At 65.5% G+C, this 16446-nt stretch carries 14 protein-coding genes and 1 pseudogene; 11 read left to right on the top strand and 4 right to left on the bottom strand.

The window, feature by feature from the left end:
* Positions 1-16: 16 nt before the first annotated feature.
* Both EDF61_RS09725 and EDF61_RS09730 read right to left on the bottom strand, forming a co-directional pair.
* Positions 17-1408, bottom strand: a complete 1392-nt coding sequence (locus EDF61_RS09725) for a flavin reductase family protein (RefSeq protein ID WP_133833948.1) — start codon at positions 1406-1408, stop codon at positions 17-19.
* Positions 1405-2709: an aromatic ring-hydroxylating oxygenase subunit alpha gene (locus EDF61_RS09730; protein ID WP_105658918.1), complete on the bottom strand. Its 1305-nt coding sequence runs from the start codon at positions 2707-2709 to the stop codon at positions 1405-1407. The genes EDF61_RS09725 and EDF61_RS09730 overlap by 4 nt, the downstream gene beginning before the upstream one ends.
* A gap of 151 nt (positions 2710-2860) precedes the next feature.
* On the opposite strand from EDF61_RS09730, the gene EDF61_RS09735 reads away from it, so the two are divergent.
* The 3 genes from EDF61_RS09735 (at position 2861) to EDF61_RS09745 (ending at position 7224) form a co-directional block, all read left to right on the top strand.
* The gene (locus EDF61_RS09735; protein ID WP_105658919.1) at positions 2861-3799 is read left to right on the top strand and encodes a LysR family transcriptional regulator; all 939 of its coding nucleotides are present in this window, start codon (positions 2861-2863) and stop codon (positions 3797-3799) included.
* 128 nt (positions 3800-3927) lie between these two features.
* Complete coding sequence (gene fdhA, locus EDF61_RS09740; RefSeq protein WP_133833949.1) at positions 3928-5142, top strand: formaldehyde dehydrogenase, glutathione-independent; 1215 nt, start codon at positions 3928-3930, stop codon at positions 5140-5142.
* A gap of 210 nt (positions 5143-5352) precedes the next feature.
* A complete protein-coding gene (locus tag EDF61_RS09745) occupies positions 5353-7224 on the top strand; it encodes a BCCT family transporter (RefSeq protein ID WP_105662331.1) in 1872 nt (623 codons plus the stop codon).
* 27 nt (positions 7225-7251) lie between these two features.
* Here EDF61_RS09745 and EDF61_RS09750 read toward each other — a convergent pair whose 3' ends face one another.
* Positions 7252-7920 (bottom strand): GntR family transcriptional regulator, encoded by a 669-nt coding sequence (locus EDF61_RS09750; protein ID WP_105658922.1) that lies wholly within the window; start codon positions 7918-7920, stop codon positions 7252-7254.
* A gap of 450 nt (positions 7921-8370) precedes the next feature.
* Here EDF61_RS09750 and purU point away from each other — a divergent pair, with 450 nt between their 5' ends.
* The 6 genes and pseudogenes from purU (at position 8371) to EDF61_RS09775 (ending at position 14216) form a co-directional block, all read left to right on the top strand.
* The gene (purU, locus tag EDF61_RS09755; RefSeq protein WP_105658923.1) at positions 8371-9243 is read left to right on the top strand and encodes a formyltetrahydrofolate deformylase; all 873 of its coding nucleotides are present in this window, start codon (positions 8371-8373) and stop codon (positions 9241-9243) included.
* Between the two features lie 295 nt (positions 9244-9538).
* On the top strand, positions 9539-9661 hold the full coding sequence (locus tag EDF61_RS19090; protein WP_286172184.1) for a hypothetical protein: 123 nt from the start codon (positions 9539-9541) through the stop codon (positions 9659-9661).
* A gap of 2 nt (positions 9662-9663) precedes the next feature.
* Positions 9664-11211 carry a sodium/proline symporter gene (locus tag EDF61_RS09760; protein ID WP_133833950.1) on the top strand — a complete coding sequence of 516 codons (1548 nt, stop codon included), beginning with the start codon at positions 9664-9666 and terminating at the stop codon, positions 11209-11211.
* Positions 11204-11698, top strand: coding sequence for a hypothetical protein (locus EDF61_RS09765; RefSeq protein ID WP_133833951.1), 495 nt, complete (start codon positions 11204-11206; stop codon positions 11696-11698). Before EDF61_RS09760 ends, EDF61_RS09765 begins: the two co-directional genes overlap by 8 nt.
* A 78-nt stretch (positions 11699-11776) precedes the next feature.
* Positions 11777-12844 (top strand): M14 family zinc carboxypeptidase, encoded by a 1068-nt coding sequence (locus EDF61_RS09770; protein ID WP_133833983.1) that lies wholly within the window; start codon positions 11777-11779, stop codon positions 12842-12844.
* A 148-nt stretch (positions 12845-12992) separates the two neighbouring features.
* Positions 12993-14216, top strand: a pseudogene (locus EDF61_RS09775) (amidohydrolase family protein).
* A gap of 15 nt (positions 14217-14231) precedes the next feature.
* On the opposite strand, the gene EDF61_RS09780 reads toward EDF61_RS09775, so the two are convergent.
* Positions 14232-14723 (bottom strand): Lrp/AsnC family transcriptional regulator, encoded by a 492-nt coding sequence (locus tag EDF61_RS09780; protein WP_133833952.1) that lies wholly within the window; start codon positions 14721-14723, stop codon positions 14232-14234.
* A gap of 67 nt (positions 14724-14790) precedes the next feature.
* Between EDF61_RS09780 and EDF61_RS09785 the strand changes: the two genes are divergently transcribed.
* Positions 14791-15441 (top strand): LysE family translocator, encoded by a 651-nt coding sequence (locus EDF61_RS09785; RefSeq protein ID WP_105658928.1) that lies wholly within the window; start codon positions 14791-14793, stop codon positions 15439-15441.
* A gap of 52 nt (positions 15442-15493) precedes the next feature.
* A complete protein-coding gene (locus EDF61_RS09790) occupies positions 15494-16426 on the top strand; it encodes a ketopantoate reductase family protein (protein WP_133833953.1) in 933 nt (310 codons plus the stop codon).
* The last annotated feature ends 20 nt before the right edge of the window (positions 16427-16446 follow it).

Raw genomic sequence — 16446 nt, forward strand, 5'->3', positions numbered from 1 at the left:
GTGGTGGCCGGCGCGGCTAGGCGTCGATGACCAGATCCGATTGGGCGGTGGAGCAGCAGGGCAGGAATTTCCCGGCCGCGATTTCACGGGCGCGGATGCCGCCCTGGTGGTTCATCGCCACCTCGCCTTCGAGCTTGACGACCTTGCACGAGCCGCACATGCCCTCCTGGCAGTTGGCGCCGATGCGCACCCCGGCCCGCTGGGCGACACCCAGGATGTGCTCCTGGGAACTGATCCGGACATTCACCGCGGTGCGCAGGAAGGTCATGGTCAGCTCGCCTTCGCCCACGGTGGGGAAGGAAGCGGTATCCGGCGGGTCCTGCGCGGGAACCCGCGGTGAGGCCGGCGGCAGCGGGGCATTGGAATCGACCGCCACCAGCTTCTGGCCGCTGGCCTCGATGGTGCCGCTCTGGTCGTACTCGGGTTCGTACATCCCCAGCTCCGGCGGCTGGCTCTCGTAGAACTCCTCCACGGATTCGGCCACCTCCTCGGCGATGGACCCGGCCAGAGCGATTTCCTCCTGGTATTCGAGCAGCGTCTTGCGGTCCCCGGAGAAGAACTCCATGAACACCGAGGTGTCATCCACCCCGGCCTCGCGCAGCAGCTGGGTGGCCGAATTCAGGTAGCCTTCCGGCCCGCAGGCGAACACCTTGCGGCCATTGGCATCCGGGGCCACCGCGTCGATCATCGCCGTGGTCAGCCGCCCGGCAAAGCCCTTCCAGCTCTTGGGCTTGGCCCGGTCGCCCAGCGAGTAGAACACCTTGATCCGCGAATCGACCTGCGCGATGTATTCCAGCTCGGGCCAGAAGGCGAAGTCCCCGGGCACGGTGCCGTGGCAGAGCACCACCACATCGGCCTGGCCGGGCAGCGAGTGGATGGTGCGCACCATCGACATGATCGGGGTAATCCCGGCTCCGGCCGAAAGGAACAGGTAGCGGGCGCGCCGGTCGGAATCTCCCAGGTGGAAGGCGCCCACCGGGCCGAGCATCTCCAGCACCATGCCCGGACGCAGGTTCTCATGCGCCCAGGAGGAGACCAGGCCCTTGGGATCGCGCTTGATGCTGACATTGAAGGTCCAGGGCACGGTGGGCGCGCTGGAAATCGAGTAGCTGCGGTCCACCGGGTCCTGGTCTTCGCCATGCACCGGGAAGGCGATGTTCAGGTACTGCCCGGCGCGGAAGGCCAGCGGGGCGCCGTCGGCGCGGCGGAAGACGAAGGTCATCAGCCCGCCGGCTTCCTCGATGGTCTGCACGCATTCGGCCAGGAACTCCTGGGGGTGCCAGGGTCCCAGCGCGCGGGCCGCGCTCGCCGGGCCTTCCTGGGAACTGAGGACCCGGTTCCACGGCATTTCCAGCCCGCGGATGCGCTGGGCCGCTACGCTCGATGCCAGCTGGGCGCCTGCGCTCATGCCAGGTGCTCCAGCACGCGCTGGGTGTACCAGTTGATGAACGCCTCGACCTGGTATTCGCTCTTCATGTACGGGCCCGGCTGGTAGGCGGGGCTGGCTGCGCCCTTCTGGCACAGCTCGACGAAGGCCTTGTCCTGCAGGTTGGTCTGCTTCCAGGTGTGGGTGAGCTTCTCCAGATCGTAGTCGTCTCCTTCGACCGCGTCATCGGCCACCAGCCAGGTGGTGCGCACCAGGGTCTGGTGCTCGTTGATCGGGAAGGCCGCGAAGGTGATTACGTGGTCGGACTGGAAGTGGAACCAGCTGTTGGGCTGCAGGTGCATGGAGCAGCGGCCCAGCCGGAAGTCGCGCAGCTCGCCGAGCAGCTTCTTGGACAGGCGGTGCCCGTCGGCGGAGAAGGATTCCCCGTCGCCGTCCAGGGATTCGCGGGAGATGCGGATGCCGGCGATGCGGGTGTCCAGCTGCTCCACGACCTCGTAGGGCAATCCGTAGCGGCGGCAGCGTTCCTCCAGGGCCGCCTGGGCTTGCTGGTTGCGTTCCCATACCTCTTCCAAGTGCGGCGGAACGGTGTCGTCGCTCAGCCCCCAGGTGGGGAACAGCGAGCAGGCCAGCTCGGGGTGCCCGTCGCAGTGGTAGCACTCGCGGTTGTTCTCCATCACCAGCTTCCAGTTGCCCTCCTCGATGATGTCCTGCTGGTAGGCGACCTTGGCGCGGGCGATATCGTGCGGGGCCAGGTAGGGCTCGAAGATGCCGGCGACCTCGTCGAAGTCCGCCGGCGGGTCCTGGGCCAGGGAAACGAAGACCAGCCCGGCATGGACCCGGCCGTGGGCGCGCTTGAGCGCGAAGCAGCTCTTGTCGAACTTGCCTTCGCCCGGGGCGGAGGCATGGATCAGGTCCCCTTCGGGGGAGTAGGTCCACGAGTGGTAGCCGCAGACCAGGTTCCCGGTGCTGCCCGAAGCTTCGGTGAGCACGCGGGCGCCGCGGTGCCGGCAGACGTTGTGCAGCACGTTGACCCCGCCCTCCTCGGTGCGCAGCACGATCAGCGAATGCGGACCGTAGTCCACGGTGACGTAGTCCCCGGGCTCGGGGATCTCGGCAATGCTCGCGGCGAACAGCCAGTGGGTCCCGAAGATGGCCTGCATTTCGACATCGAATACTGAGGGGTCGGTATACAGCGGGGCTTCGAGCGAGTAGCCCTTGCGCCGGTTGCGGAAGAGTTCGGTGATCTCGGCGAGCTGTTCTTGGTTCACCGACGTAGCGAGCTTCCCACGCGTAGTGCGCGGTGCGCTTACCGAAGCGGTCATCTGTTACTCCTTGGAACACGACGCGGCTGGCGTCCTCTGGCTGTGGTTGCGCGGGCCGATGTGAGGCCGGTCACCGCATGAATCGAGACTAGGAAGAAATAGTCGGCAAGAAAAGCGCAAGAAATTGAACGGAACCATGCACAATTGGTGCATGATTGATCCACGCTTCGCCACCCTGCGGGTCTTCTCCTCCACGGGCTCGGTAGCGCGCACCGCGGAACTGACCGGCTACTCGGCCTCGGCGGTCTCCGCGCAGCTGCGCGAACTGCAGCGCACCCTGGGTATCAAGCTGATCACCAAGGAGGGCCGCGGGGTGCGGCTGACCTCCGCGGGCCGGCATTTCGTTGCGGGCCTGGACGGGATTGTGACGCAATGGGAGCTGCTCGCGGCGTCCGCGCGCAACGCCTCCGGGCAGGTGCAGGGGCAGTTCGGCCTGGGCGGTTTCTCCACCGCTGCCGCGCAGCTGCTTGCCCCGCTGGCCGCGAACCTGCGAGCCACTCGGCCCGATACCGAAGTGCAGCTGATCGAAGCGCAGCCGCAGCGCTGCCTGGACTTGCTGCTCGCGGAGCGGATCGACCTGGCCGTGATCGTGGCCAGCCAGACGTCCGCGGGTTCTGCCGCCAGGGACCGGTTCGAGCAGACCGTGCTGCTCGATGACCCGCTGGATGTGGTGCTGCCCGCCACGCACCGGCTGGCGCAGCACAAGTCCGTGGCCCTGGAGGACCTGGCCGATGACCCGTGGATCTCCGAATCCGGGCAGTCGGTCTACCGGGCGCTGTTCGTTGCCGCCTTCACTTCGCTGGGGGTCACCCCGCATATCGCCCACGAGGCGGTGGAGTGGGAAACCATGATCGCGTTCATCGGGGCGGGCCTGGGCGTGGGGCTGCTGCCCCGGCTGGCCACCCTGGGCGATGCGCAGAACGTGGTGCGCCGCCGGATTTCCGGGGCGGCCAAGCCCTCGCGGCGCATCGTGGCGGTGACCCGCAAGGGCAGCCGCGGCTCGCCGCTGATCGAGGAATCCCTGGAAATCCTGCAGCGCACCGCCAAGGACATCATTTCCCTGCGCTCGGCCGAGGAACTGGACGGGTAGCCGGCCGCCGGCGGGCTGCCGGACCCGGCGGATTTCTCGCCGGGCTATTGACATGGATCACATCCAGTGGTCAGACTTGGGCACATCCGATTTGGTATCCAACTGATATTTCAAGGAAGTGGTCCGCTATGGGCAACTTGGCAGTAAGCTACGCCGGGGCAGGCAAGGTCGAGCTGATCGACACCCCGTACCCCGAATTCGAATTGAAGGACGGACCCGGGGTCCACCCGGCAAACGTCGGGCGGCAGGTGCACCACGGGGTCATCCTGCGCACCATCGCCACCAATATCTGCGGTTCGGACCAGCACATGGTCCGCGGCCGCACCACCGCCCCCGTCGGGTTGGTGCTGGGCCACGAGATCACCGGCGAAGTGGTGGAAGTAGGCCGCGATGTGGAATTCCTCAAGGTCGGCGACGTCGTCTCGGTGCCCTTCAACATCTCCTGCGGCCGCTGCCGCAACTGCAAAGTCGGGCAAACCGGCATCTGCCTGAACGTCAATCCCGACCGCCCCGGTTCCGCCTACGGCTACGTGGACATGGGCGGCTGGGTGGGCGGCCAGGCCGAATACGTGCTGGTGCCCTACGCTGACTGGAACGCCCTGAAATTCCCCGACCGCGACCAGGCCATGGAGAAGATCCTGGACCTGGCCATGCTCTCGGACATCTTCCCGACCGGCTACCACGGAGCCATCGGCGCCGGGGTCACCGTCGGCTCCACCGTCTACGTCGCCGGCGCCGGCCCGGTGGGCCTGGCCGCGGCCACCTCCGCGCAGCTGCTGGGTGCGGCCACCGTGATTGTCGGGGACCTGAACGCCGACCGGCTGGCCCAGGCGCGCAGCTTCGGCTGCGAAACCGTGGACGTCTCGCAGGGCGACCCCGCCGAGCAGATCGCCCAGATCCTGGGCGTGCCCGAGGTCGACTGCGGCATCGACGCGGTGGGCTTCGAAGCGCGCGGGCACGGGCACGACGCTGGCAAGGAGCAGCCTGCCACGGTGCTCAATTCGCTGATGGAAATCACCCGTGCCGGCGGCAGCCTGGGCATCCCGGGACTCTATGTCACCGGGGATCCGGGCGCCGAGGACGAAGCGGCCAAGGTCGGTTCGCTGTCCATGCGCTTCGGCCTGGGCTTCGCCAAGTCCCACACCTTCGTCACGGGCCAGTGCCCGGTGATGAAGTACCACCGCGGGCTGATGCAGGCGATCCTCTCGGACAAGGTCTCGATTGCCAAGAACGTCAACGCCACGGCCATTGGCTTGGACCGGGCCCCGCAGGGCTACGCGGCCTTCGACGAAGGCGCCGCGCAGAAGTTCGTGCTCGACCCGCACGGGCTGATCAGCGCCTGATCCGCGCTTGACGCGCATTTAACCGCTGCCCGCCGTGCCGGCCGGGAACAATTCCCGGCCTGCACGGCGCACTTCCGGCCGGCTCTTGAGCCCGGCCGAATTGCCGGCCCCGGCCACCACTCACGAGCAACCCCGGGACCCCGGCTGATTCGGCGCGCCCGCATTCCCCTGCCGGCCCGCCACCTATTGCCTTTATTGAAGGAAACCGAAATGAAACGCACTGAGCAACCCGTGAACGACCTGGTCAGCGAGCTGCACTCGGCTCGCCGGCGCCGGCCCAGAAGATACCTGTCCTCCGGCACCGACTACTGGGTCTTCGGCATTGCCGGACTCCTCGCCCTGGCGTTCATCGCCTGGGGCTTCGCTTCGCCCGAAGGGCTGGGCTCCGCGGCCGGGAAGGCCCTCGACTGGGTGATTACGAACACCGGCTGGGTCTTCGTGATCGCCGCGACCGTTTTCACCCTGTTCGTGCTGGTGGTCGCGGCCAAGAGCTTCGGGCGCATCCCGCTGGGCAAGGACGGGGAGAAGCCGCAGTTCAGCACGGTTTCCTGGATCTCGATGATGTTCGCCACCGGCATGGGCATCGGGCTGGTCTTCTACGGGGTGGGCGAACCGCTGTACTTCTACATGTCTCCGCCGCCGGAAACCGTGGGCGGGCAGACCTCGGCCGCGGTGGGCACGGCCATGGGCACCACCATGTTCCACTGGACGCTGTTCCCCTGGGCCATGTACGCGATTGTCGGGCTGGGCATGGCCTACGGCAGCTTCCGGCTGGGCCGCCCGCAGCTGTTCTCCTCGATGTTCACCTCGATCTTCGGCGAAAGGGTCGTCCACGGCTGGGGCGGGAAGACGATCAACATCCTGGCTATCCTGGCCACGCTTTTCGGCTCGGCCTGCTCGCTGGGGCTCGGCGCGCTGCAGATCGGCGGCGGCATCCAGTCCGCCGGGCTGCTGTCCTCGGTGGGTTCGGGGGTCCTGGTACTGATCATTGCGGTGCTCACCGCCTTGTTCGTGGCCTCGGCCGTCTCCGGAATCGAGCGCGGCATCCAGTGGCTGTCCAATATCAACATGGTGCTGGCGGTGATCCTGGCGCTGATCGTGTTCATCGGCGGGCCCACGCTGTTCATCCTGAACGTGATTCCCAATGCGGTGGGCTCCTTCATCGCTGACTTGCCGGAAATGGCCTCGCGGACCGCGGCTTCCGGGGACGGCGACATGGCCGCGTGGCTTTCCTCCTGGACCATCTTCTACTGGGCCTGGTGGGTTTCCTGGACCCCGTTCGTTGGCCTGTTCATCGCGCGGATCTCGCGCGGGCGCAGCATCCGCCAGTTCGTCACCGGGGTGCTGCTGGTACCTTCCACCGTCACGCTGTTCTGGTTCGCCATCTTCGGCGGCGGCGCCATCGGCCTGCAGGAACGGGCCGAGCGCAACGGGGACATGGGCCAGGCGCTGGCCCAGATGGTGGACGGGGCCCCGGACATCGACTTCAACTCGGTGCTCTTCGAGCTGCTGGGCGCACTGCCATTCCCCGAATGGTTCTCGATTGCGCTGATGGCTCTGGCCGTGGTCCTGATTGCCATCTTCTTCGTCACCGGGGCGGACTCCGCCTCGATCGTGATGGGCGCGCTGAGCGAACGCGGCGCGCAGGAGCCCTCGAAGAAGTCGGTGGTCTTCTGGGGCGTCTCGGTGGGAGCGGTGGCCGCGGTCATGCTGCTGGCCGGCGGGGACCATCCGGCGGCGGCCCTGAACGGGCTGAAGAACATCACCATCGTCTCGGCGCTGCCCTTCGTGCTGGTGATGCTGCTGCTGTGCGTGGCGCTGTGGAAGGACCTGTGCCGTGATCCGCTGGTGCTGCGCGGCAAGGTGGCGATGGAGGTGCTGGAGCAGGCGGTGGATGACGGAATCGACCGCCACGAAGGCGAGCAGTTCAGCCTGATGACCAGGGAGAACTCCATTGTGGCCGCGTCGGGCCTGCCGGCTGGAGACCGGCCGGAGCCGGTGGCCCAGGAGCTGGAAGCCCCGGTGCGCGAACCGCAGCCGCGGCCCGAAACTGATCTGGAACCCGAGGGCGCCGGCCGCTAGCGGCCGGTTCGCGTCCCCGGCATCCAGCTAGGGGGCGCGGCGCAGGGCCTGCTCGAAGTGGGCCACATGCTCGGAGACCAGCCGCGCTGCCAGCTGCGCGTCGCCGTCGAGGATGGCGCGCAGCAGGGCCGAATGCTCGGAAATGTGCTCTGCGATCGGAGGCATCTGGTCGATGACCAGGCACCAGATCCGGGTCACCAGATTATCCAGGCGCACCAGGGTTTCCTCCAGGTACTTGTTGGCCGCCGCTTTGTAGATGAGCCGGTGGATGCGCACATCCAGCAGCAGCAGCGAACGCTGGTCCAGGGCGGGATCCAGGGCATCGATCTGCTGCAGGTAACTGGCCAGCTGCTCGCGGATCTGCGGGTCCTTGTTCGCGGCTGCGTTGCGCGCGGCCAGCGGCTCGAGCACCTGGCGCATTTCGGAGATGTAGTTCAGCTCATGGAAATCCACGGCCGTGGCGAAGGTGCCGCGGCGCGGATAGGACACCACCAGATGGTCGGTTTCCAGCCGCTTGAGAGCCTCGCGCATCGGGGTGCGCCCAATGCCCAGTTCTTCGGCCAGCTGCGGCTCGTGGATCGGGTGCGTCGGAGCGATTTCGAGCAGCACCAGCCGGTCGCGCAATGCGTTGTAGGCTCGATCAGCCATCGAGCCTTGCTCGGTGGCGGCGCTGGTCAGTTCGGTGGGCCTTGGCATATCGCTCTCTATCACTGTTCAAAAATCAATTGCCGACACACAAAGAGTATCGCCCCGGCTTCGATTTGGGCGCTTTTCCTGTGCCGATGCGCTCAACAGCCCTTGGCTTGCCGGCCAGCGGCAGAGCGGAAAACCGTACTGGGGGCGCTGGGAAAGGCGCCAGGAAGAACCGCCGGAAAAGTTGTTGACGCTGTGCTGAAGCACACATAGTATTGTGATCATCAATTGATATATCAGTATCCGGCCAGAGGTTGGCGAGTCTGCCCGCAGCTGCTTCCGAAGGCAGGGGCGGCGCGCAGTTCCGCTGGGAAAACTCAGACCGGACGGCTTTGAATCCGCGGCGCAGAGCACTGCGCGGAAGCCAGTTGCAACCGCATGAAAATCCCCCGAAAAACCACTACGAGCCATGGCGAAGCTAATGCCATCTCGGCGAAACCAAGGAGCGGCACGATGACCGAACCGAACAACAAGTATGTCCTGACCCTCACCTGCGCCGAGCGCCCGGGCATCGTGCATGCGGTCACCGGGTTGCTGCTCAAGCACCATGGCGACATCCGGGAGCTCAAGCAGCATGACGACCAGCTTTCCGGGACGCTCTTCATGCGCATCGAATTCGAGGTCGCCGCGGCGGAGGATATCCCTGCCGAGATCGCCGAACTCGAGTCGGGCCTCGGCCAGCTTGCCGATGAGCACCAGGCGACCTGGGGTTTGCGCCCGGCCGGCAACAAGAAGCGCGTGGTGGTGATGGTCTCCAAGTTCGGCCATTGCCTGCATGACCTGCTGTTCCGCGCCCGGATGGGGGAGCTGCCGGTGGAGATCGCGGCAGTAGTCTCCAACCACCCAGACCACCGGCAGCAGGTCGAGTGGAACGGGATTCCGTTCTTCCATATTCCTGTCACCCCTGAGACCAAGCCCGAGGCCGAGTCCAAGCTGATGGACCTGGTGGAGCGCTTCGAGGTGGATCTGGTGGTGCTGGCCCGCTACATGCAGGTGCTCTCCGATGATCTCACCCGCAAGCTCACCGGCCGGGCCATCAACATCCACCATTCGTTCCTGCCCTCTTTCAAGGGGGCCAAACCCTACCACCAGGCCTTTGAGCGCGGGGTGAAGACCGTGGGCGCCACGGCGCACTACGTGAATTCGGAGCTGGACGAGGGGCCGATCATCACCCAGCGCGTCCAGGAAGTGGACCACAGCTACGCGCCCGAGCACCTGGTGGCCGCCGGACGCGATACCGAGTGCAAGGCCCTGTCCGATGCGGTGCGCTGGCACTGCGAAGACCGGGTCTTCCTCAGCGGCTCGCGCACTGTGGTGCTGCGCTAGCACCCTCCGGGCCAAAGGCCCCGGCGGGGATTCGACGGACATCATATGACGATGCCCGCCGAACCCGGCCGGGGCCTTTGTTGTTGCCCGCCGTTTGGGCCCGGAGGCGCTCGACCGGAGGCGCAAAGGCCGGGAAGACAGTGCGGTCGAATGCAGGGACACGGAAGTTTTCCCAAGTTAACCTAGGAATTATCCTTGTCTTGGCCACTGGGGCTATGCAAGGCTATGGATCAAGCGGGTGCTTGTGACCCAGCTCATGAAATAAGAACCAGCGGCTCCCAGAAGGAATGTGTCGATGTTTGGACTACCGGCGTTCACGACCATGGTCATCATCGGGGTTCCGGCCCTCTGGGTGATCTACATAGCTGTCTTCCTGTGGCTCAGCCGCGGCTGGAAGCGCGAGGATGCGAAGGAGTAGCAGTGAGCATCGAAATCCTGTTCCTGGTCATCTATTTCATCGCCATGGCCGCCATCGGCTTCTGGGCGATGAAGCGAGGCAAGCAAGATGCCGAAGGGTTCCTGCTCGGCGGACGCAGCCTCGGCCCCGGTGTCACCGCGCTGCGGCTGCAGAGTTCTTCCATGTCCGGCTACATGTTCATGGGTGCCGGATCGATGGGCTACACCCAAGGCTATTTCAGCATGTGGTACGCGCTGGGCGACCTGGGCGGCGGCATCCTGAACCTCTCGGTCCTGGGCCGGCGCATGCGCAAGCTATCCCAGATCCTGGGGTCCATCACCTCCATCGAGTACCTGGAGCACCGCTATCCCTCGAAGTGGATCCGGCTTATCGCCGCTCCCGTGGCGCTGTTCTGCATGTTCTTCTACGTGCTGGCCCAGTTCATCGCCGGCGGCCGCGGATTGGAAATGGTCTCCGGGGTGTCCTTCCCGGTGGCCTTGGCGATCGCCATCGGCGTGATTGTCCTCTATACCTTCCTGGGCGGCTACCTGGCTGTGGCCTACACCGACTTCGTGCAGGCCATCATCATGGTGGTCGGCATGGTCTGGATCCTGGTTGCCACGCTGATGGCCGTGGGCGGTTTCACCAAGGGAAATGAAGCCGTGGGCGGGATCAACCCCAACCTGCTGACCATGTGGGGAGCGGACCTGGGCTACCAGGGACAGTGGGGAGTCATTCTCGGTGCGCTGCTGGTCTTCTCCATCGGCTACATGGGCTGGCCGCACGTGGTGGTCAGCCACATGGCCATGAAGAAGCCATCGGTGGCACGCACCGCAGGGGTCTACTCATTGGTATTCAACCTGCTGTTCATCCCCGGCCCCTACCTGGTGGGCCTGTTCGCGCTGATCCTGCTGCCCAACCTGGCCAACCCGGAAACCGCGATCTTCGAGGTCGCCGACGCGGTGCTGCCGACCTTCGCCGTGGGCATCGTCATGGCAGCGATCATGGCAGCCATCATGTCCACCGCCGATGCCCTGCTGCTGCAGGCCGGCACCATCGCCAGCCAGGACATCTACGCCCGGTTCATCAACAAGAAGATGAGCGATGCGCAGATGGTCTGGGTCTCGCGGATCACCGTGCTGGCCCTGGCCATCATCGGCTATGGCATTGCCGCTTTTGATCCTCCCGCGGTGGCCGCCGTGGTGATCTTCTCAACGACCGTGCTGGGCAGCGCCTTTGTCCCTTCCTATATCTGCGCGGTGTGGTGGAAGAAGGCCAATACCGTTGGCGCGATCTCCTCGATGGCCGCCGGCACACTGGTCTCGGTGCTCTGGCAGGTGTCCGGCGCGCCGGATGCCACCGGCATTGATCCGATGGTCACCGGCATCCTGGCCTCCACCGCGGCCATGGTCATCGGCAGCCTGGCCAGCCAGAAGTCGCATCCCGTGCCGGAGCATATTGGCCGGGCCCTGGATGAGACCGCGAAGATCGGCCCGATCCCGAAGAAGATGCTCATGGGCCAGGATGCACTGCTGGCCAGCCAGGCGGAAATGGCGGCCCGCGGTGAATGAACTGGTGCTGAAAACCTTGGTCGATGAACAGGACGCGCAACGCATCCTTGCCGCCAAGGCGCCAGGGCTGAGAGTCGAGTCGGCCAAGCTGCGCCATCATCCCTTTGCGGGGTTCATCTTCGAGGTGCCGCAGCTGGCCGGGCGGTCAGGGCAGGCGCACGCCTTGGTGGACTACTACTCGGGCAAGGCCTTCGTCTGCGATCCGTGGCAAGCCGAAGATGCGGAAACCGGCCAAGTGCTGGACCGGGTGGCTGATCCGCAGTGGAACACCATCGATTTCGACACTGCACGCCGGCGGGCCAAGGCCCTGCTATCCACCGCGGCACTGCGCCGGGCCCGGCTGGCCTGGCGCGGCGGGGTCCGGGAAAAGAGCAGTGTCGCAAAGGTCTGGAAACCCAACTGGATGATCGAAGCGAGCCTGGAGAAAAAGTCCTACCGCGTCATGGTGGACGGACTGAACGGCGGCTACTTCATCATCGGCAGCTGAGACTGGAAACGCCGGAGGACGGCGCAATGACCAAGATCCATCCCATCACAGGAAGACATCGGAGATTCAATGAAGAATATGCCAAAGCAGTTCCCCGCTCAGTTGCTGAAGAGGGGCTCCTGCATCGTTGCCGGCTCGGCACTGTTCCTCGGCTTGGGGCTTGTCCCGGCCAATGCCGTAGGCAACGGGCCGGACTACACCGGAAATGAAACCATCAACACCTCGATCCTGCATACGCACGAGTCGATGGCCGCCGAACTGCGCAAGCAGGATGCCAAGCAATCGGCGATGGAACTGGAAGTCATCGGCCAATCCGCCAAGGGACGCGATCTGTTCCTGGCCAAGTACCTTTCTAACCCGGAAAATCCCACGATCATGTTCCTCACCCAGCAGCACGGCAACGAGCAGCTGACCACCGAGGGGACCCTGGAAGTGATCAAGCACCTGGGCTCGGGGCGGATGAAGGAGGTGCTCAAGGACGTCAACATCCTGGTGGTGCCGATGCTGAACCCGGATGGCGCCATGGGCGATGTGGACTTCCCGCTCGATGACTACATCGCCTCGGGGGACCGGCACCTGACCCGCTACAACGCCAACAACGTGGACATCAACCGGGACCACGTGGCCAAGACGCAACCGGAAATCCAGGCGCTGCACAACAATGTGCTCTCCGCCTACGGCATCGACTACATGATCGACCTGCACCATCAGGGCACCCGCTCGGCGGTGGACGGCAAGCTGGTGTCCGGCTCGATCCTCTACCCGACGACCCCGGACGTGCCTGAGGAAGTCCGCGAGGGTTCCAAGCGCCTGGGCGCAGTGGTCTACCAGAATGTCGACCGGACCGGCTGGGGCCACTTGGGCAAGTACGTGGGCGGGACCGCTAACACCATTGCGCGCAATGGCATCGCGGCCGAATACGGCATTTCCACCTTGCTCTTCGAAATGCGCGGCATGAGCGATCACAGCAACCCGGATTATGTCCTGGGACAGAAATCCAATGGCTACTTGCGCCAGCAGACCATCCTGACCCTGGAGAGCACCATCAAGGCGGTAGCCGATGGCTCCGTGGAAACCATGGACACCTCGTTCTGGGACAGCCTGCCGGAGCAGTCGACGTTGCCCGGAGAAGAGGCTGACGAATAGCCGATCCAGTTGATGGCGGGCCCGCAAGGGCCCGCCATTGTCCTGCCTGGAGCAGGAGAACCGCGCTCGGCCCGAAGCGCTGCTGGCCCTAGGGGCGCATGCGGTACGTTTCTACTAGCACTGTCCATACCGGCAAGGAAGCTGAACCATGCTCATCCGCAATGCCCGCCCCTGGGGCGGTCCGCCCAGCGACATCCTGATCGAGGGCGGCAAAATCGCGTCGATCACCGCCCACGACCCGCAGCAGGTGCGCAACCTGGCAGATGTCGATGGCCGGGGGCGCATCCTGATCCCCTCCTTCTCCGACGTGCATGTGCACCTGGATTCCACGCGCATCGGCCTGCCCTTCCGCGAGCACACTGGACGCCCGGGAGTGTGGGGCATGATGAGCAACGACCGCGAAAACTGACGGGATGCGGAGATCCCGCTGCCCGAGCGCGTGGCCGGAACCCTGGAACGGATGATCGCCCGCGGCACCACGCGGGTGCGTTCCTTCGCCCAGGTGGATGTGGATTCCAAGCTGGAGAAATACGAGGCCGTGGTGGCCGCGAAAAAGAAGTTCGCCAACGAGGCCGAGGTGCAGATCATGGTCTTCCCGCAGGCAGGGATCCTGCGCGAGCCGGGTACCGTCAAGCACCTCGAGGATGCGCTGGAAGCCGGCGCCGATGCCATGGGCGGCATCGACCCCTGCGCACTGGACCGCGACCCGGTCCGCCACCTCGACGTGGTGTTCGGGCTGGCCGATAAATACCAGGTGGACATCGACGTGCACCTGCACGAGCCCGGTGCGCTCGCCGTCTTCTCGGCAGAGCTGATTGCCGAACGCACCCGGGCGCTGGGCATGCAGGGCCGGGTCAACCTGTCCCATGCCTACGAGCTGGGCAGCGTCAGCGAGGCTGCCAGCCGCCGGCTGATCGACACCTTCGCCGAGCTGGACATCTCGCTGACTTCCGTTGCGCCCAGCACCTCCAATCATCTGCCGCTGGTGGACCTGGTTGGAGCCGGGGTGCGCTTCGGCCTGGGCGAGGACGGGCAGCGCGACTACTGGAGCCCCTACGGGAACTGCGATCTGCTGGACCGGACCTGGCAGCTGGCTTTCGTCAACGGGTTCCGCCAGGACGAACTGATCGGGCATGCGCTGGCCGTGGCCACCATGGGCGGTGCCTCGATCATGGACCGCTCGGTGCCGCGCCTGGCTTCGGTGGCCGACCGCCCAGGGGTGGCCGTGGGGGACCGGGCCGACCTGGTGCTGGTGGATGGCGAGAGCATTGCCTCCACCGTGATGGACCGGGGCACCGACCGCACCGTCATCCACGACGGGCGGGTGGTGGCCGAAGGGTTGAAAGTGCTCTCGGTCGAAAAACCGTACTGACGGGACGTGCTACCGCTAGCGGTGGCGCAGCGAAGCCACCCACGGCTCGCCGAAGATCAGCTGGGTGCGGCAGTGCGCCACCTGGGGCAGTGCCAGCAACTTGTCGATGATCAGTGTCTGGAGCTCAGTGCTGTTGGCCACCGCGACATGGACCAGATAGTCCTCGCTGCCGCTGACGTTGTACAGCGCCAGGGTTTCGGGCAAAGCTAGGGCCTTCTGCACGAAGTCGTTGGCAGTGTCGCGGGCGTGCGGACGGATCTGGATTCCCAAAAACGCCTGCTCGCCCTTGCCCAGCAGGCTAGGCAGTACATGGGCGCGGGTAGCCACGATGGTGCCATTGCGGCGCATGCGCCGGATCCGCTCCAGGCAGGTGCTGGGCGCGACCCCCACCTCGGCCGCGATCTCCTTGTTCGGCATCGTGGCATCAACCTGCAGCAATTCCAGTATTGCCCAATCTACCGAATCCAATTCGGGAGATTTGATTGATTTCATTTCTGAGTCACCCATGGACTGATTCTAGCGAATTTGACCCCTAGTCTAAATCTGGAATAGCAGTTGAGGCTGGAGGGATGGCATGGGGATCGAATCATGGGTGGCATTTGCCCTGGCGCTATTGGTGGCGTTGGCAGTGCCCGGCCCCGACCTAGCCCTGGTGGTGCAGGCGGCCACGCGCTCGGTCCAGCAAGGCGTGTCCACGGCTGCAGGAGTAGTCACCGGGCTGATGTTGCATGCGCTGCTGGCGGTGGCCGGGTTGACCGCGCTGCTGATTTCGGCGCCAGGGGCCATGGCCGCCGCCCAGATTCTGGGTGCCGTGGTGCTGCTGTGGATGGGGGCCAGCATGCTGCGCGCCGGATTGCCTCGGGCGGACAGCACCGTGCCGGCCCAGACCCCACAGGCCCGGAGCGGCTACGCCCGCGGGCTGCTCACCAATGCAACCAACCCCAAGGCACTGCTGTTCTTCGCTGCCATCCTGCCGCAGTTCATCGGGCAAGCCGAAGGCGCCTCAGTCCGGACCGCGTTGCTTTGCGCGACGGTGGTCCTCGGGGCCGGTCTGTGGTGGGCCGGGGCCATCACGGTCATCCGGTTCTCCGGAGTGCATCGATCGCCATCCGCCGGCCGCATCGTGACCTTGGCCGGCGGGGTATCCTTGGTGGCAATTGCCCTCGGACTGCTAGCTGCCGCGGTGCTGGGGCTGGCTGATCCGATTGCCGGATGGCACCGGTAAACCACGAAATCGATAGGGCGCTCATCGGCTGCCTGTTGGAAAGGAAGAGAAAATGACCCGCATTCTGATTGCCGGTGCCGGTGCGACCGGCGGCGCGCTGGGAGCACGCCTGCTGGCGGCCGGAAGGGACGTGACTTTTCTGGTGCGCGAACGCCGACAGGCCCAGCTTGCCGATCATGGGCTGCGCTTCAGCGCCCCGGATTCCCAAGGCACCTGGCCGGTTCGGGCAGTCACCGCTCTTGCGGATGAAGAACCCTTCGACCTGGTGATCGTCGCGGTCAAAGCCCCGGCGCTGGCCTCGCTGATCCCGGAACTGGCCGGTGCGCTGGGCAAAAGCACATGGATCCTGCCGCTGCTCAACGGCATGGCCCATATCGACGCCCTGGAGCAGGCCTTCGGCGGGCGGGTGCTCGGCGGCATTGTGAAGATCGTTGCCACGCTGGATGAGCAGGCAGTCGTCCAGCAGCTGACCGGCCTGTGCCAGCTGGGTCTCGGCGGTCTGCACGGACAGGAGATCCCCGAGCCGATCATCGAGGCTCTTGATGTGGGTGGCATCGAGCTTGGAGTGCTCGACGATGTTCTCGCCCGGCTCTGGGAGAAGTGGGCTTTCATCGCCGCGGCCGGGGTGATCACCTGCCTGTTCCGCGGGAATATCGGCGATATCCTCGCCGCCGGGGGAGAACCCAAGATCCGCGAAGCCATCGGCGAATGCGAACGGATCGCGTCCGCGGCCGGCTATCCGGTCAGCAAAGCCGGGCATAAGCAGTCCATCGGGCTGCTGACCGAGCCGGGCAGCTCATTCACCTCCTCGCTCTACCGCGACCTGGGCCACGGCATCCCTGCCGAGGCCGAGCACATCATCGGGGATCTGGCCGCCCGGGCACAGCAGCTGGGTGTGGCCGCCCCGCTGCTGGATGCCGCGCTGCTCCAGCTGCGCACCCACCAGCAATCGCTGGACCGTGCCGGCACCGCCGCCACCGGATAGACCGAAGGCCGCGGTGCCGG

Source organism: Arthrobacter sp. JUb115, assembly GCF_004365035.1.
In the GTDB taxonomy this organism is placed as follows: domain Bacteria; phylum Actinomycetota; class Actinomycetes; order Actinomycetales; family Micrococcaceae; genus Glutamicibacter.

Excerpts from the sequence above, each read along its gene's own strand:
- EDF61_RS09725 (WP_133833948.1), bottom strand. The coding sequence starts at position 1,408 with ATGAGCGCAGGCGCCCAGCTGGCATCGAGCGTAGCGGCCCAGCGCATC.
- EDF61_RS09730 (WP_105658918.1), bottom strand. The coding sequence starts at position 2,709 with ATGACCGCTTCGGTAAGCGCACCGCGCACTACGCGTGGGAAGCTCGCT.
- EDF61_RS09735 (WP_105658919.1), top strand. The coding sequence starts at position 2,861 with ATGATTGATCCACGCTTCGCCACCCTGCGGGTCTTCTCCTCCACGGGC.
- fdhA (WP_133833949.1), top strand. The coding sequence starts at position 3,928 with ATGGGCAACTTGGCAGTAAGCTACGCCGGGGCAGGCAAGGTCGAGCTG.
- EDF61_RS09745 (WP_105662331.1), top strand. The coding sequence starts at position 5,353 with ATGAAACGCACTGAGCAACCCGTGAACGACCTGGTCAGCGAGCTGCAC.
- EDF61_RS09750 (WP_105658922.1), bottom strand. The coding sequence starts at position 7,920 with ATGCCAAGGCCCACCGAACTGACCAGCGCCGCCACCGAGCAAGGCTCG.
- purU (WP_105658923.1), top strand. The coding sequence starts at position 8,371 with ATGACCGAACCGAACAACAAGTATGTCCTGACCCTCACCTGCGCCGAG.
- EDF61_RS19090 (WP_286172184.1), top strand. The coding sequence starts at position 9,539 with ATGTTTGGACTACCGGCGTTCACGACCATGGTCATCATCGGGGTTCCG.
- EDF61_RS09770 (WP_133833983.1), top strand. The coding sequence starts at position 11,777 with ATGCCAAAGCAGTTCCCCGCTCAGTTGCTGAAGAGGGGCTCCTGCATC.
- EDF61_RS09780 (WP_133833952.1), bottom strand. The coding sequence starts at position 14,723 with ATGGGTGACTCAGAAATGAAATCAATCAAATCTCCCGAATTGGATTCG.
- EDF61_RS09785 (WP_105658928.1), top strand. The coding sequence starts at position 14,791 with ATGGGGATCGAATCATGGGTGGCATTTGCCCTGGCGCTATTGGTGGCG.
- EDF61_RS09790 (WP_133833953.1), top strand. The coding sequence starts at position 15,494 with ATGACCCGCATTCTGATTGCCGGTGCCGGTGCGACCGGCGGCGCGCTG.